Source organism: Pararoseomonas sp. SCSIO 73927, assembly GCF_037040815.1.
Lineage (GTDB): Bacteria > Pseudomonadota > Alphaproteobacteria > Acetobacterales > Acetobacteraceae > Roseomonas.
Genome location: NZ_CP146232.1, coordinates 5,002,781 through 5,017,414, shown reverse-complemented (window position 1 = coordinate 5,017,414; position 14,634 = coordinate 5,002,781). Strand labels below are relative to the sequence as shown.

General features: G+C 73.8%; 17 protein-coding genes. 8 read left to right on the top strand and 9 right to left on the bottom strand.

Annotation, left to right across the window (positions count from 1 at the left end; all coding sequences use genetic code 11):
• Window positions 1-12: 12 nt before the first annotated feature.
• The 4 genes from VQH23_RS23710 to def form a co-directional block, all read right to left on the bottom strand.
• Window positions 13-1,743 (bottom strand): DUF4153 domain-containing protein, encoded by a 1,731-nt coding sequence (locus VQH23_RS23710; protein WP_338663131.1) that lies wholly within the window; start codon window positions 1,741-1,743, stop codon window positions 13-15.
• A 139-nt stretch (window positions 1,744-1,882) separates the two neighbouring features.
• Window positions 1,883-2,647 carry a tRNA pseudouridine(38-40) synthase TruA gene (gene truA, locus VQH23_RS23705; RefSeq protein ID WP_338663130.1) on the bottom strand — a complete coding sequence of 255 codons (765 nt, stop codon included), beginning with the start codon at window positions 2,645-2,647 and terminating at the stop codon, window positions 1,883-1,885.
• Window position 2,648: 1 nt separating this feature from the next.
• Entirely contained in the window at window positions 2,649-3,554 is a 906-nt protein-coding gene (gene fmt / locus VQH23_RS23700) for a methionyl-tRNA formyltransferase (RefSeq protein WP_338663129.1), read from the bottom strand.
• A gap of 5 nt (window positions 3,555-3,559) precedes the next feature.
• Window positions 3,560-4,099: a peptide deformylase gene (def, locus tag VQH23_RS23695; RefSeq protein WP_338663128.1), complete on the bottom strand. Its 540-nt coding sequence runs from the start codon at window positions 4,097-4,099 to the stop codon at window positions 3,560-3,562.
• A 233-nt stretch (window positions 4,100-4,332) separates the two neighbouring features.
• Between def and VQH23_RS23690 the strand changes: the two genes are divergently transcribed.
• The 3 genes from VQH23_RS23690 to VQH23_RS23680 all read left to right on the top strand — a co-directional run bounded on the left by VQH23_RS23690 (window position 4,333) and on the right by VQH23_RS23680 (window position 5,697).
• A complete protein-coding gene (locus tag VQH23_RS23690; RefSeq protein WP_338663127.1) occupies window positions 4,333-4,770 on the top strand; it encodes an Hsp20 family protein in 438 nt (145 codons plus the stop codon).
• A 123-nt stretch (window positions 4,771-4,893) separates the two neighbouring features.
• Window positions 4,894-5,115, top strand: coding sequence for a DUF1150 family protein (locus VQH23_RS23685; protein WP_338663126.1), 222 nt, complete (start codon window positions 4,894-4,896; stop codon window positions 5,113-5,115).
• Window positions 5,116-5,442: 327 nt separating this feature from the next.
• On the top strand, window positions 5,443-5,697 hold the full coding sequence (locus VQH23_RS23680; protein WP_338663125.1) for a hypothetical protein: 255 nt from the start codon (window positions 5,443-5,445) through the stop codon (window positions 5,695-5,697).
• Between the two features lie 48 nt (window positions 5,698-5,745).
• On the opposite strand, the gene VQH23_RS23675 is transcribed toward VQH23_RS23680, so the two are convergent.
• The 4 genes from VQH23_RS23675 to VQH23_RS23660 form a co-directional block, all read right to left on the bottom strand.
• On the bottom strand, window positions 5,746-6,162 hold the full coding sequence (locus VQH23_RS23675; RefSeq protein WP_338663124.1) for a DUF3574 domain-containing protein: 417 nt from the start codon (window positions 6,160-6,162) through the stop codon (window positions 5,746-5,748).
• A 10-nt stretch (window positions 6,163-6,172) separates the two neighbouring features.
• Window positions 6,173-6,508: a multidrug transporter gene (locus VQH23_RS23670; RefSeq protein WP_338663123.1), complete on the bottom strand. Its 336-nt coding sequence runs from the start codon at window positions 6,506-6,508 to the stop codon at window positions 6,173-6,175.
• The gene (locus VQH23_RS23665; RefSeq protein WP_338663122.1) at window positions 6,505-7,485 is read right to left on the bottom strand and encodes a glycosyltransferase family 2 protein; all 981 of its coding nucleotides are present in this window, start codon (window positions 7,483-7,485) and stop codon (window positions 6,505-6,507) included. The genes VQH23_RS23670 and VQH23_RS23665 overlap by 4 nt, the downstream gene beginning before the upstream one ends.
• 89 nt (window positions 7,486-7,574) lie before the next feature.
• Entirely contained in the window at window positions 7,575-8,300 is a 726-nt protein-coding gene (locus tag VQH23_RS23660) for a methyltransferase domain-containing protein (protein WP_338663121.1), read from the bottom strand.
• Between the two features lie 253 nt (window positions 8,301-8,553).
• Here VQH23_RS23660 and VQH23_RS23655 point away from each other — a divergent pair, with 253 nt between their 5' ends.
• The 5 genes from VQH23_RS23655 to VQH23_RS23635 all read left to right on the top strand — a co-directional run bounded on the left by VQH23_RS23655 (window position 8,554) and on the right by VQH23_RS23635 (window position 13,811).
• On the top strand, window positions 8,554-10,188 hold the full coding sequence (locus tag VQH23_RS23655) for a hypothetical protein (protein WP_338663120.1): 1,635 nt from the start codon (window positions 8,554-8,556) through the stop codon (window positions 10,186-10,188).
• A 96-nt stretch (window positions 10,189-10,284) separates the two neighbouring features.
• Window positions 10,285-11,127 carry a MaoC family dehydratase N-terminal domain-containing protein gene (locus VQH23_RS23650; protein ID WP_338663119.1) on the top strand — a complete coding sequence of 281 codons (843 nt, stop codon included), beginning with the start codon at window positions 10,285-10,287 and terminating at the stop codon, window positions 11,125-11,127.
• On the top strand, window positions 11,120-12,034 hold the full coding sequence (locus VQH23_RS23645) for a DMT family transporter (RefSeq protein ID WP_338663118.1): 915 nt from the start codon (window positions 11,120-11,122) through the stop codon (window positions 12,032-12,034). Before VQH23_RS23650 ends, VQH23_RS23645 begins: the two co-directional genes overlap by 8 nt.
• Window positions 12,034-12,921 (top strand): DMT family transporter, encoded by an 888-nt coding sequence (locus tag VQH23_RS23640; RefSeq protein ID WP_338663117.1) that lies wholly within the window; start codon window positions 12,034-12,036, stop codon window positions 12,919-12,921. The genes VQH23_RS23645 and VQH23_RS23640 overlap by 1 nt, the downstream gene beginning before the upstream one ends.
• Complete coding sequence (locus VQH23_RS23635) at window positions 12,918-13,811, top strand: MBL fold metallo-hydrolase (protein WP_338663116.1); 894 nt, start codon at window positions 12,918-12,920, stop codon at window positions 13,809-13,811. The genes VQH23_RS23640 and VQH23_RS23635 overlap by 4 nt, the downstream gene beginning before the upstream one ends.
• 2 nt (window positions 13,812-13,813) lie before the next feature.
• Here the strand turns inward: VQH23_RS23635 and VQH23_RS23630 are convergent, their stop codons facing one another.
• Window positions 13,814-14,491, bottom strand: a complete 678-nt coding sequence (locus VQH23_RS23630; RefSeq protein WP_338663115.1) for an NUDIX hydrolase — start codon at window positions 14,489-14,491, stop codon at window positions 13,814-13,816.
• Window positions 14,492-14,634 lie beyond the last annotated feature (143 nt).

Genomic DNA, 14,634 nt, shown 5'->3' with positions numbered 1-14,634 from the left:
GGTGGCCCGCGCTCAGCCGCAGTCCCGGCGCGGCAGCACCGGCTCCAGCCGCACCCCGTTCGCCTCCAGCTCCGGCAGGCGCGGCGGCAGGGGGCGCGGGCCGGTCTCGGCGATGCCCCCGCGTGCCCTCTCCCGGCAGTGGAAGGGGGCGCGGTAGATCGCCAGGCGCCGCCAGCCCTCGCCCTTCGGCACCATGGCCCAGAAGTCGCCGTGGACGGGCCCCACCAGCCAGGCCTCCCGGCCCTCGAGCGGCAGGGCGCGCGCGACGCAGCCGGGCTCCGTGCACTGCGGCCGCGAGGCCTCGGCGGCCGCCCCCTGCAGCTCCGCCTCGACGGCCGCCAGAAGGCCCGCCGGGAGGGCGGCGCCCGCGGGCGCCGCCTCCAGCCGCACCGGACCTCGCGCGACGGGCGCCTCCCAGCTGCGCCGGGGCCGCGCCCGGTTCCCCGCGCGCTCGGCGATGACCGGGTTGGGGTTCGTCAGCAGCGCCTCCCGCGCCTGCCGGCCGTCGCGCCCGGCCCGCGCCAGCCAGGCGAAGTCGAAGCGCTCGGGCGGCACCTCCCCGCGCAGCAGCCGCCCCGTCTGGCTCGCGACCGAGAGGCGCACGGGGTCGGCCAGGGGCGTGTTCAGGGCGGCGAGGACGAGGATCGCGACGCCGGCCGCGAGGACGTTCACGGGCTCCAGCAGCCGCATCCCCGGCCGGAGCGCCGCGGCGGCGTAGCCGAGGGCGTAGAGGGCCAGCAGCACCAGCGCCGCCGCGCCCGCCACCCGGGCCTCGGTCCAGCCGTACTCGAGGACCCGCAACGCCAGGCCCCAGGCCGCCAGCGCCGTGAGCGGCACGAGGAGGATGCCGGCGAGCCGCGCCGAGAGGTCCAGCAGGCGCGGCGGCGCCTCCCGCCCGTCCTGGTGCACGGCGTTGGTCAGCAGCACCAGCATTGCGGCCGCGAAGAGGAGAGAGGGGATGGCGTAGCTGCGGGCCAGGAGTGGCCCGAGCCCGGTGACCGGCAGGGCCAGGAGGAAGGCGGCCACCAGCACGGCCAGCAGGGGGGTCAGCCAGGCTTCCAGCCCCAGCGCCAGCCGGCGCAGCCCGCGCGCCATGTCCTCCCGCGCGTCGGCCGCGTGGACCGCGAGGGCGCCCAGCCCGAAGCTGACGGGTAGGACGAAGGCGTGGCGCCGGGCGAGGCTGTTCAGCGCCCCGATGCCGATGGCGCGGAACATTTGGTCGCCGACCCAGAAGACGATCCAGAAGCTGCCGACGAAGGCCACCGCCTGGGCGAGCTGGAGCGCGCCGCGCCAGGAGGCCTCGAACAGGTCGGCGTAGCGCGGCAGGCCGCGCCCGCCCCGGGCCCGGTCCGCCTCCCGCGCGGCGAGCAGCGCGTGCCCGATGAAGAGGATGGCGGAGAGGGCGACGACCAGGCGCGGGCTCGGCAGGGGCAGGTCCGGCCGCGCGTTCTGGCCGAGGTCGTGCCAGCCCAGGCCAAGGATCAGCAGCGCCGCGGCGAGCACCCAGCCCGCCAGCACCCGCGGGCGGAAGTGTCCCAGCCCGAGGAGGAGCGGGAAGGGCGCCAGCCCGGCCAGCAGCACGGCCACGCCGTAGGCGCGGGGATGGGCCGTGACCAGCGGGTGCACGCCGGCGCCCCGCACGAGGGTGCCGAGGGCGTAGAGGGCCACGCCCTGGCCGAGCCCGATGCCGAGCCGCAGGGCGCCGAGCCAGGCCAGCGGTGTCTCCGTCGGGCGCGTCGTCATGGCCTGCCTTTCCCCTCCCGCGCGCGGCGGCCCGGGGCGCGGCGCCGGGCTCCCGGAGCGGCACCCCCTGTGCCCCGGCCGCGTGAGCCCGTCTTCGGTGCCGCTCAGCCCCGGCGGCTCGGCCGGAACGGGAGCGGCTCTAGCACTCCCAGACGAGTCCGGGGTCGTATCGGACGGACACGAAGCAGAGACCTTCCGCCGGCGCCGTCTGGCCGGCGCGCCTCCGGTCCCGCGTGTCCAGCACCTGGCGCGGCCAGTTCACCGGCCGCAGACCGCGCCCGACCTGCGCCAGCGTGCCCACCATGTTCCGGACCTGGTGGTGCAGGAAGCTCCGCGCCTCCACCCGCACCTCGATCTCCTCGCCGTGGCGGGAGACGTCCAGCCGGTCCAGCGTCCGCAGCGCGTCCTTCGCCTGGCAAGCGGCGGCGCGAAAGGCGGAGAAGTCGTGGTGGCCCAGCAGGCCCTGCGCCGCCTCGTGCATCGCCTCCGCGTCCAGCCGCTGCGGCACGTGCCACACGCGGCCGAGGTCCAGGCCCGGCCGGGCGCGGCGGTTCAGGATGCGGTAGCGGTAGGCCCGGTGCACGGCCGAGAAGCGGGCGCTCCAGTCCTCCGGCGGGCGGGTGACGGAGAGCACGGCGATCGGGTGCGGCCGGGAACGGGTGTTCAGCGCCTCCCGCACCCGCTCCACCGGCAGGTCGGCGGCGAGATCGACTCCCGCCACCTGGCCTTCCGCGTGCACCCCGGCATCCGTGCGCCCGGCGGCGCCGATCACCGGCTCCACCCCGCCGTTCAGCGGCGCGGCGGCTTCCTCCAGCACCTGCTGGACGGAGAGGCCGTCCTTCTGCCGCTGCCAGCCGACGAAGGGCGTCCCGTCGTACTCGATCAACAGGGCGTAGCGCGGCATCTCAGCCCAGGGCCGTGCCGGGCGGCACGGGGGTGCCGCGCAGGAAGGCTGGGGCGTCCATCGCCGCCTTGCCGGCGCGCTGCACGCGGCTCAAACGCAGGGCACCCTCGCCGCAAGCGACCAGCAGCGCGTCGTCCAGCACGGTGCCCGGCCTGCCAGCGCCGGGCGCGGGCTCGGCGGCCAAAACGCGCAGGGTCTCGCCGTTCCAGGCGGTGAAGGCGCCGGGCCAGGGATTCATGGCCCGCACGCGGCGATCGAGTGCGACGGAGGGCTCCGACCAGTCCAGCCGCCCGTCCTCCTTGCCCAGCTTCGGCGCGTAGGCCGCGCCCTCCTCCGGCTGGGGCACGGGGGAAGGCGCCTCCTCCAGCGCGCGCAGGATCAGGCGCGCGCCCATCTCGGAGAGCGCGTCGTGCACCTCCGGCGTCGTCGCGCGCGGGCCGAGGGGCAGGGATTCGCGGAGCAGCATCGGGCCGGTGTCCAGCCCCTCATCCATGCGCATGATGGTGATGCCTGTCTCCGCATCCCCCGCCAGCACGGCGGCCTGGATCGGGGCGGCGCCGCGCCAGCGCGGCAGCAGGCTGGCGTGGATGTTCAGGCAGCCCAGGCGGGGCGCGTCCAGCATCGGCCTCGGCAGGATCAGCCCGTAGGCGGCGACCACGGCCGCGTCGAGGCCCAGCGCGGCGAAGGCCTCGTGCTCGGCCGTGCTCTTGCGGACTCGCGCGGGCGTGCGCACGGGCAGACCCAGATCCAGGGCCGCCTGGTGCACGGGGCAGGGCGTCTCCCGCTGCCCCCGCCCGGCGGGGCGGGGGGGCTGGGCATAGACCATCGCGATCTCATGCCCCGCCGCGTGCAGCGCCCGCAGTGCCGGCACGGAGAAGCCGGGGCTGCCCATGAAGGCGAGGCGCAAGGGACTCACATCGCCTCGCGAGACTTGAGCTTCTGCTCCTTCAGGAACTTCTTGATCAGCATGTTCCGCTTCAGCGGGCTGAGGTGGTCGGTGAACATCACGCCGTCCAGGTGGTCGATCTCGTGCTGCAGGCAGGTGGCCAGCAGGCCGTCCGCCTCCACCTCGCGCCGGGTGCCGTCCAGCTCGCGCCAGCGCGCCTTCACGCGGGCCGGGCGCTCCACCTCGGCGTACTGGCCGGGGATGGAGAGGCAGCCCTCCTCTCGCAGGGCGCGCTCCTCGCTCGCCGCCACGACCTCGGGGTTGACCAGCACCATGGGGGCCGGCGGCTCACCCTCCCGCGCGACGTCGAGGACGACGAGGCGGAGGCCCTCGCCCACCTGCGGCGCCGCGAGGCCGATGCCGGGGGCCTTGTACATCGTCGCGAGCATGCGGGCGGCGAGGTCGCGCACCCGGTCGCCGTCGCCCTCGGCAACCGCACGGGCCCTGGCGCGCAGGATCGGCGCGGGATGAAGCAGGATGGGGAGGATGGGAGCGTCGTCGGTCATGGCGTGCGCGTCATGTAGGGCCGATCCCTCCCGAGTGGAATTGCGGGGTGGGTATCCGGCAGCGAGCAGGGCTCGGCGGCCGCTGCGGGCCGTGGCGCCGCGGCCACGGGTTGCCGGCTTGCAACCTCCCCCGCGGTTGCCAATATGCGAAGCCGTTGGCCGGTGCCTCCCTGGGCCGGCTCCAGTGGCCTCCCTTCGTCCCTGTGGCTTCGCTTTCTCAAGGATGCCGCCTCATGTCGCGCTCGCCGGTCTTCGGATCGCCGTTGTTCCTGGGCTTCGACCATCTCGAGCAGATGCTCGACCGGGTGCAGAAGACCTCGGACGGCTACCCGCCCTACAACATCGAGCAGACCGCCGCCGACCGGCTGCGGATCACTCTCGCCGTCGCCGGCTTCGCCATGGACGACCTGCAGATCACGCAGGAGGACAACCAGCTAGTGATCCGCGGGCGGCAGAAGGACGACTCCGAGGGGCGAATCTTCCTTCACCGCGGAATCGCCGCCCGCCAGTTCCAGCGGGCCTTCGTGATCGCCGAGGGAATCGAGATCGAGGGCGCCTGGCTCGACAACGGGCTGCTGCACGTGGAACTGCGGCGGCCACAGCCCGAGGTCCGCGTCCGGACCATTCAGATCAACGGCCGCACCCGCCCCATGGTGGACGGCGACGCCTGAGGCCCCACGGCCCCAGCAAGCACGGCCCCAACAAACCCCGCCCGTAGCGCCTTGCCGAACCGGGACGCGCGCCGGGCGTTACCGGCCTGCAGGCCATTCCGGCTGCGGGCGAGGAGCAGAGCGATGAACCCGACCCCGATCACCACCCTCCGCAACCTCTCCGCCGTGGACTGGGCCCAGTTCGGCGCGCAGGAGATGGCCTATATCCGCCCGGTGACCGTCAACGGCACCCAGGCCGTGGCCATCCACGCCGCCGACGGCACCCCGATCGGCGCGGCGCCGACCGAGGCGCTCGCGATCGCCGCCATTCTCCAGCACGAGATGGCGCCGGTCCTCGTTCACTAGGGCGCCCCGGCGGGGGCGGCTCCGGCCGCCTTCTGCGCCGGGTGTGCGTGCTCCGCGACCCCACCGGACAGGCCGCTGGGCGGCCTGTCGAAAATCTGGCCCGTCTCGGCAGCGATTCGGCGCGACGTTTCCGGTGTCCCGGGCGGAACTGGCCCGAGGAAGGGCGCTGGGACGGCCCTCAGCGCGGCCCTCTTTCCACGAACTTCCAGGGTCCGCATCCCTGTTCACCTAAACTTTTTCCGGGATGGCAACATAGGGAGTGGTCGCGCGCGGCCCGGATAGTAAGATGTCATCCTGTCTTTCCGACGATGAGCAGAACGCAGGGTGATGATGGGCTCGCGAAACGCCGGAACGCTGACGCTGCAGGGGATCGACGCCGCGGTGGAGACCGCCATGCGGAAGATTCTCAGCGACGTTCCGCCGGAGAGGCGGCGCGAAACCGTCGGACGACTCCGCCGGGAGTTGCAACGGTGCCTGACGGAGGCGCCCGGAGCCGGCGGGGCGGTTCAGGAGCTGAAGCTTCGCTCCCAGCTCGCCGCGAGCTTCAGCCGCCATCTCGGTCCGCTGGACGAGGACGACTAGGCTCCCGCCCGCGGGCCGGAGCCGTTCAGCCTTCGTTCATGTTCCCATTTATTCACCCGGCAGCGACGCGCACGCGATGCGGTGCACGGCGAGGACGCTCTCCTGCTGAAAGCGGCGCCTGTAGGTGTCCACGAGCGGCCTCGTCCTGGCGCCCGCCTCCTCAAGTGTCGTGCCCGGCATCACCAGCCAGAGAAGCTTCGACGGCTCCCGTGCCGCGCGCCCATCGGGACCGCGCCACTGGCCCGCGGCGTCGAGAGCGGTGAGGCCGTCGGGGAAGCGCGGGGTGACCTCCTCCTCCAGGAAGGCGGCCCAGTCGGTCTCGGTGACGCGGAGGGCGCCGTCCGGCCCGTTGCGGCCGAAGGCGAGCTCCGAGACGGCGGCGGGGGAGGTGCCGGCGGGACAGGCGGGCGGCGCGCCCTCCGTCCGGCACGCGGCCAGGAGGAGCAGCGCCGCCGCGATCCGCACGCCGCGCCCCTCAGGCCGTGGCGAGGACGACGACGCCGGCGCTGATGAGGGCGATGGCGGCGATCTTCTGCGCGCCCAGCGCCTCGCCGAAGGCGAAGTGGCCAACCAGCACCGCCACGACGTAGGAGGCGGCGGTGCAGGGCAGGGCGACCGACATCGGGATCTTCCGCAGCGCCACGATGTAGAGGAGGGCGGCGCCGCCGTAGAGGCCGAGGCCGAGGATGGTCTGGGGGCGGAAGAGCTGGGAGACGAAGCCGCCCTCCGCCACCGCGCCGGACTTCAGCAGCACCTGGCCGCCCAGCGAGGTGAGGATGGCGGCCGCCAGCATGAGCCAGTGCAGGGTCATGCCGCGTCCTCCACCCGGGGCATGGCGGGGCGCGCGCGCACCACCTCGCGCACCACGCCCTGGGGCGTGCCGTTGGCCGAGAGGAAGGCGCGGCCGACATATTCCCCGAGCACGCCGAGGATGAGGAACTGCACGCCGGAGATGAGCAGCGTCACCGTCATGGTGGAGGCCCAGCCGGAGGGCGGGTCGCCCGTCAGCGCCTCCGCGATCACGAAGAGCGCGGCGATCACGCCGAGCACGCCCATGGCGACGCCCGCGAAGACGGCGAGGCGCACGGGGAGGAGCGAGAAGTTGGTGGCGAGGTTGAGCCAGAGCCGCACGAGGCGGCGCAGCGTGTAGTTGCTGTGCCCCTCCGCGCGCTTGAGGTGGCGCACCTCGATCGAGTCGATGCGCTGCGTCACCTGCATGATCAGGCCGTCGATATAGGGGTAGGGGCCGGCGTAGCGCGTGATCTCCCGCACGACCAGCGCGGACATGCAGCGGAAGGAGGAGAGATAGAGGCCCTTCGGCTTATCGATCAGCAGGTCCGCGACGCCGTTGGCGAAGCGGCTGCCGAGGTTGCGCCAGCCCTCGTGCTCCTTCACCGCGTAACGGGTGTAGACCACGTCGAAGCCGCCGAGGCGGGCGTGGTCGTAGAGCTTCAGCACCTCCTCCGGCGGGTTCTGCAGGTCGTCGTCCATGGTGATGACGTAGGCGCCGCGCGCGACGCGGAGGCCGGACATGACCGCGTTGTGCTCGCCGAAGTTCCGGGCGTGCTCGACATAGGTGAGGGGGACGGTGGCTGTCTCGGCCAGCGCCCGGCAGACCTCGCCGGAATTGTCGGGGGAGCCGTCATTCACCAGCACGATCTCGATCCCGCCCGCCGGGCGGAGCTCCGAGAGCGCGGCGACGAGGGTGCCGACCGTGGCCGCGCCCCGGTACACGGGCACGACGATGGAGAGGCCGACCGTCTCGGCGAAGGGGGCGACGCTGGGCATGGGGCCTTCCTGGTTCCGCATGGCGGGCGGGTCCTCGGCGGGTGATGGCCGGACAGTTGGTGGGACGGATGCGTCGGAAGAATGGCGCATCAAGGGCGGGTTGCGGCAACCAGCACGGAGCCGCCGGCGGGCATGGGCAGGGGAAGGCGGCGCTCCGCCTCCGTCGCGCCGTAGAGGAGGCGGTCCAGCCAGCGCGGGAACTCCGACACGTCGCTCGCATGGCCCTCGCCCCGGGCCAGGACCTTGCGCTGCACGACCATGAGAGGGAGCAGGACGCTGTTCCAGTAGCCGGCCGAGACCTCGGCGAAGCCGGCGCGGCGGAGAAGTTGCGCGGCGCCGGCGGTGGTGTAGCGCCGCGCCGTGTGCACCCGCAGGTCGTGGGCGGAGTGCAGCCAGGCATAGGCGGGCAGGTTCAGCACGAGGGTGGCGCCGGGGGCGAGGACGCGGCGCAGCTCCGCCAGGGCCGCCGCCTCGTCCACGCCGGCGTGGCAGATCACGTCCACGGAGACGGCGGCGCCGAAGCTGGCATCGGGGAAGGGCAGGGCGTTCACCGTGCCGCCGGCAGCGGGCAGGCCGGACTTGGCAGCGGCGCGGCCGGCGGCGCGGGGGTTGTAGTCCAGCCCGATGGCGGCGCGGGGGATGGAGTTGGAGAAGCGGCGGAGGAAGCCGCCCGTGCCGCAGCCGGCGTCCAGCACGGGCAGGGCGGCCCGGCCGGGGCGGCGACGCAGCACGTCCAGCAGGCGGGCGTGGACGGCGCGGTACCACCACATGCCGTCCTCCGCGGCGTCCATCAGGTCGTATTCGGCGTCTTCCAAGCGGGGCTCCGAGGGCCTGGCGGCCCGGACCAGGGATCCGGCGGGGGAGGGGGAGCGGTGGGGGCCTCCCCGTCCGCTCCAGCGGGCCGCTTGTGGCAGGGGGGTGCGGCGGGGACAAGGCAGCCCCGCCCAGGGGCCGCCGCAATCCCTGTCCATTGTTAAGGGGTTCGGGGGTACAAACCCCGCAGGCCGGGTGGCGCCGGTTGCGCCGCCCGCCCCGCCCACACAGGATGCGACCGCAGATCCCTCCGGCATGAACGCTCCCGTCCCCCCCTCCCTGCCCAACCAGGCGCCAGGCGTCTCGATCGGGCGCCGCCCCGTACTGGCGTCGATGGCGGTCTCGCCCGCCCTGGCCGGGCGGCTCTGGCGGGCGGTGGCGCTGCTGCCGGCGCTCTTCTTCCTCGCCGTCGTGCTCTCTCCGCCGCTGAACCACGACGTGGCGGCGGTGCTGAACTTCACCCAGCGCTGGATCGCGGGGGAGCGGCTGTACTCCGAGCTGATCGACGTCAACCCACCGCTGATCTTCGTGCTGAACCTCGTCCCCGGCTATCTCGCGGAATGGACGCCGCTGGACGGGGTGGGGGCGCTTCTCCTCTGTCTCGTGGCGCTGGCAGGGCTGTGCTGGTGGCTGGTGGCGCGGATGGCGCGGGACATGCCGCTGGGGCCGGTGGAGCGGGCGGCGCTGGGCGCGCTGGTGCCGCTGGCCCTGGTGCTGCCGGGCTATGATTTCGGCCAGCGCGAGGTGCTGATGGGCGGCGCCGCCATTCCCTACGCGGTGCTGGCGGCGCGGCGGATGCTGGGCATGCCCACGGGCCGGCGGATGACCTTCGGGGTGGCGGTGCTGGCGGCGCTGGGCTTCGCGCTGAAGCCGCACTTCCTCGGCGTGCCGCTGCTGGTGGAGGCGGCGGTGCTGCTGCGCGCGGCCGCCACGGCCGGCTGGGCGGGGGCGCTGCGGGCGCTGAAGGACCCGGTGCCCTGGAGCTTGGCGGGGGTCTGGCTGCTCTACCTGGCCTCCATCCCCCTGCTCTTCCCCGACTTCTTCGGGCATGTCCTGCCCCTGGTCTGGGACTACTACGTCGATCTCGGCGGGCTCTCCGCGCTCAGCGCGCTGCTGACGCCGAACATGTCGGTGGCGGCGCTGGCGCTGGCGCTGGTCTCCGCCGCCTGCCTGGCGCGGCCGGGCGGGCCGCTGGTGCTGGCGCTCTGGGCCGCGATGGGCGGGGCCTTCCTCGCGGCCTGGGTGCAGCACAAGGGCTGGACCTACCACGTGGCGCCCACCTTCATGCTGGGCGGGCTGGCGGGCGGGCTGATGGCGGCGCGCTGGCTGGACGGCGCGCTGCCCTCCGCCCGTGCCCGCCGGGCGGCGCCGGCCCTCTCCGCCCTGCTGGCCGCGGCGCTGTGCCTGGGCATGGTGCGCGGAGGGGAGGCGCCGTACCGTGAGATCGAGTTCGAGACCGCCAAGGCCGGGCGCCTGACCGCCTGGCTGAGGGAGCACGCCTGGAACGAGCGGCTGCTGGTCCTGACGCCCGACATCTGGCCGATCTACCCGGCGCTGAACTATGCCCGGAGCCAGTCCACGCTGCCCTTCATGAACCTGTGGCTGCTGCAGGGGGCGAACAGCACCTGCCCCGAGAGCGGGGAGCGCTACCGCGAGACCTGGGAGATGTCCCGGGCCGAGTACTTCGTCTTCCGCACCGTGGCGGAGGTCTTCGCGGCCGCCCCGCCGTCCGCGGTGCTGGTGACGCGGCATGTCGGCATTCCCTGGTGCGGGAAGGAGTTCGACTTCATCGAGTACTTCAACCGCCACCCCCTCTTCGCGGAAGCGTTCCGGCACTACCGGCAGCAGGGCGAGATCGAGGGCTACAAGCTCTACGTCCGGGAGGATTGAGCGGGGCGGCGCATGCCAGCTTCCGGCTCCGCCGCCCTGTCGGCGACGGGAAAGCGGGGTAAGTTGCCCGCCGGCACGGGGGAGGGGACAGGGGCGATGGCGTTCGAGGCGTATGTGGGCCGGCAGGAGGAGCGCGAGGACCGCGCGGATCCCCGCCTGGCCGAGGGCATGGCGGCGACGCTCGGGCGGCCGCTCGAGGGGGCGGAATGGCCGGCGCTGTGGCACTGGACCCTCTTCCAGGACTGGCGCATGCCCGACGGGCTGGGGCCGGACGGCCATCCCCGCCGCGGCGGCTTCCTGCCCCCGGTGCACGACCTGCCGCGCCGCATGTGGGCGGGCGGGCGCGTGACCTTCCGCGCCCCGGTGCGGACGGGCGACGCGCTGCGGCGCGTCAGCACCATTCTCTCCGTGAAGGAGAAGTCCGGGGGCTCCGGGCGGCTGGTCTTCGTTACCGTGGGGCATGTGCTGCACGGGCCGGGCGGCGTGCTGGTGGAGGAGGAGCAGGACATCGTCTATCGCGGCACGGAGGGGGCGGCGGTAAAAGCCGCGGTGGCGGCGCCGGCCCTGGAGGGGGCGCTGGAGGCCTCTCTCGTGCCCGATCCGGTGATGCTGTTCCGCTACTCCGCGCTGACGGGGAACGGGCACCGCATCCACTACGACCAGCCCTATGTCACGGGGGAGGAGGGCTATCCCGGGCTGGTGGTGCACGGGCCGTTGCAGGCAACGCTGCTGGCGCGGCACGCCCTCGATCTGGCCCTGCGGGAGGGGGCGGGGCCCGGCACGGTGCTGGCGCGCTTCGCCTATCGCGGCAAGCGGCCCTGCTTCGACGGGCGCCGCCTGACGCTGCTGGGCCGGCGGGACGCGGAGGGCGTGATCCGGCTGGAGACGCGGGACGAGGACGGCGCGACCTGCCAGGAGGCCGAGGCCAGCTTTGCCTGAACTTCAGCCGGCGCGGCCGGAGGATGCGCTGCGCGGGATCGGCTGCGTCGCGGCGGGCTTCGCCATCGTCACCGTCTCCGACGCCGCGGTGAAGTGGGTGCTGCCGGAGATCGGCGTGGCGGTGGCGATGATCCTTCGCGGGACCATCGGCGCCCTCACGGTGCTGACGATCACCGGCGCCTGGCGGGCGCCGGGGCGGGTGCGGGCCGTGAACCGCCGGCTGATGTTCTGGCGCTGCCTGCTGCACTGCGCGGTGACCGTGACCTTCTACTTCGCCTGGCTGCGGGGCATGCCGCTGGGGGACAGCTACGCCGTGGCCGCCATGGCGCCGCTGGCGATGACGCTGCTGGCCATCCCGCTGTTGGGCGAGGTGGTGGGGTGGCGGCGCTGGCTCTCCACCCTCGCAGGGTTCCTCGGCGTGCTGGTGATGGTGCGGCCGGGCGGCGACCTCTGGCGCTGGGAGGCGGGGCTGCTGCTGGCGGGCGTCGGGCTCATGGCGCTGACGCGGCTGTGGATGCGCGTGCTGTCGCGCACGGACCGGCCGGCGGGGGTGACCTTCTGGCTCATGGTGGCGCACGTGCCCGTCGGCATCGCGGTGCTGCCGCTGTTTCCGCCGCTGGGCTGGCCCTCGGCGGGCGGGCTGGCGGCGATCCTGGTGCTGGGCTTCGGCAATGCCTGCGCGCATTTCCTTTTCGCCCGCGCCTTCGCCCTGGCGCCGGTGGGGCTGCTGGCGCCCTTCGAGTACTCCACGCTGGTGATGGGCACGGCGCTGGGCCTAGTGGTCTGGGGCGACGTGCCGGCGACGACGACGGTGCTGGGCGCGGCGGTGGTCGTGGCCGCCGGGCTGTACAACCTGTACCGCGAGAGGGTGCGGGCACGCCTGGCGCGCGCGGCGGGCGCGGGCTGATGGCGCTGCGGCACGATGCCCGGCGCGGGGCGCTGATGATGCTCGGCGCCACCGCCTGCTTCGCGGTGATGGGCGCCTGCGTGAAGGCGCTGAGCGCCCGGTACAGCTTCCTGGAGCTGATGTTCTTCCGGAACGTCTTCTCCCTTCCCATCGTGCTCGCGGCGGGGCTGCGGATGGGGGCGCTGCTGCGGACGCGGCGGCTGGGGGGACATGCCGTGCGGGCCTTCACGGGCATGGTGGGCATGGCCTGCGCCTTCTTCTCCCTCACCCTGCTGCCCTTGGCCGAGCAGACGGCGCTGAACTACACGCAGCCGCTCTTCGTCATCCTCCTCGCCATCCCCTGGCTGGGGGAGCGGCCGGGGGCGATGCGCTGGGCGGCCGTGATCATGGGCTTCGTCGGCGTGCTGGCGATCGCGGCAGGGCAGGGGGCGGGGCGGGGCGTGGCTGCCGGCGGGGCGGGGATGCTGGTGGGCTACCTCGTCGCGGCCCTGGGCGGGTTCTTCGCGGCGCTCTCCACCATGCTGGTGCGCCAGCTCTCGGCGACGGAGGCGAGCACCACCATCGTGCTCTGGCAGGCGCTGATGATGACGGCAATGACGGGGCTGGCCCTGCCCTTCTTCTGGACCACGCCGAGCCTGCCGGATCTTGCGATGCTGGTGCTGATTGGGCTGATCGGCGGGGTGGGGCAGGTGCTGAACACGGAGGCTTTCGCGAGCGCGCAGGTCTCCTCCCTCGGGCCCTACACCTATACCGGGCTACTCTGGGCGGCGCTGCTGGGCTGGCTGGTCTGGGGCGAGGTGCCGGGCGTGGCTATGCTGGCGGGAAGCGTGCTGATCGTGGGGGCGGGCTTTCTGGTCCTCCGCGGCGAATTCAGGAGGGCGCGATGAACCCTGTGTTCCGCCGGGACGATCCCCTGGCGCCCGGAGAGGTGGAGTGGATCGCGCCGGGCATCCGGCGGGTGATCTGCGGTAATCCCGGGCCCTTCACCTTCCGCGGCACCAACACCTACCTGATCGGGCGCGGCGAGGTGGCGGTGCTGGATCCCGGGCCGGTGGACGCGGCGCACCTGGACGCCTTGCTGGCCGCGGTGACGGGGGAGCGGGTGACGCGGATCCTCGTCTCCCACACGCACCGGGACCACTCGCCCGGCGCTGCGCCGCTGAGGGCAGCGACGGGGGCGGAGACCCTGGGCTTCGGGCCGCACCTGACTCCGGCCTCGGAGGGGGAGGGGGGCGACCACGACTTCTCGCCCGACACGCGCCTGCCGGATGGGGCCTTGGTGGAGGGGGATGGCTGGCGGCTGACGGCGCTGCACACGCCCGGCCACTGCGCCAACCACCTCTGCTTCGCGCTGGATGCGGATGCGGCGCTGGCGCCGCCCGGCGTGCTGTTCAGCGCGGACCACGTGATGGCCTGGTCCACCAGCGTCGTCTCCCCGCCCGACGGGGACATGGCGGATTACATGCGCTCGCTGGACCGGGTGGCGGCGCGGGGCGACCGGTTGCTGCTGCCCGGGCACGGGCCGGCGCAGGACGATCCCGGACCGTATATTCGGGCGCTGATCGCGCACCGGCGGGAGCGGGAGGAGGCGGTGCTGGCGGCGCTGCGCGCGGCGCCGGGGCCGGCCTCCGCGACGGAGCTCGTGCGGGCCGTCTACGGTCCGGCGCTGGAGGAACGGCTGGTGCCGGCGGCGGCGCGCAGCCTTCTGGCGCACCTGCTCAAGCTGGCGGGGGAAGGGCTGTCCCTGGAGGAGGACGGGCGCTTCCGCCCAGTCTAAGCTTACCCGCCCCGCTCCAGCCGGCGGGTGTCGCGGCCCTGGTACCAGATCATCGGGCGGGTCTCGCGCTCGGCCTCCGGCAGGGCCATGAGGTCGCGGAACTCCTTCAGCACCTTGGCGGTGATCGGGGCCATCTCGTGCGCCGGGGTGGAGTCCACGCGGTGGTACTCCAGGTGCTCCAGCTCGCCGGAGCCGGCCAGCTCGCCGCTGACAGCCTCGGCGGGGGCCGTAAGGAAGCGGGCGTTGAAGCGCACCGGGCTCATCGGCGGGGTGACAGCGCGGCAGAGGTAGCGCATCGGCGCGAGGTCGGCGTGGAGGCGCCCCTTCTCCATTCGTCCGAGGATCAGGCCGGTCTCCTCCAGCAGCTCCCGCGCGGCGGCAACGGCTATGGCGCGGGACAGCCGGGGCGGGGCCTGGCGTTCCAGGGCGCGTCGGGTGCCGGGGTGAAGCTCCGAGAGGAGCGGGGCGGTGCGGTCCTCCAAGTCCACGCGGCCGCCGGGGAAGACGAGGCGGCTGGGCATGAAGCGGTGCTTCACGCTGCGCACGCCCATCAGCACCTCCAGCCCGCCGTCGGATTCGCGCCAGAGGAGGAGCGTGGCGGCGTGCCTGGGGTGGACGGGTCTGGCAGGGGCGGCCTCGCCGGCGGCGATGAAGTCGGTGGGGCGCATCGTTTCCGTCATCGGGGCTTCTTCTCCGCTTCCGCCCATCGCTTCTAGGCCGCGGGCCGGGGTGGCGGAAGTCATGGCCCGGCCGCATGCCAGCCGCGAATCACTCTCAAGTCGTTGTTTTTGCCGGTCACGCCGGCGTGGGCGGCTTGACATGG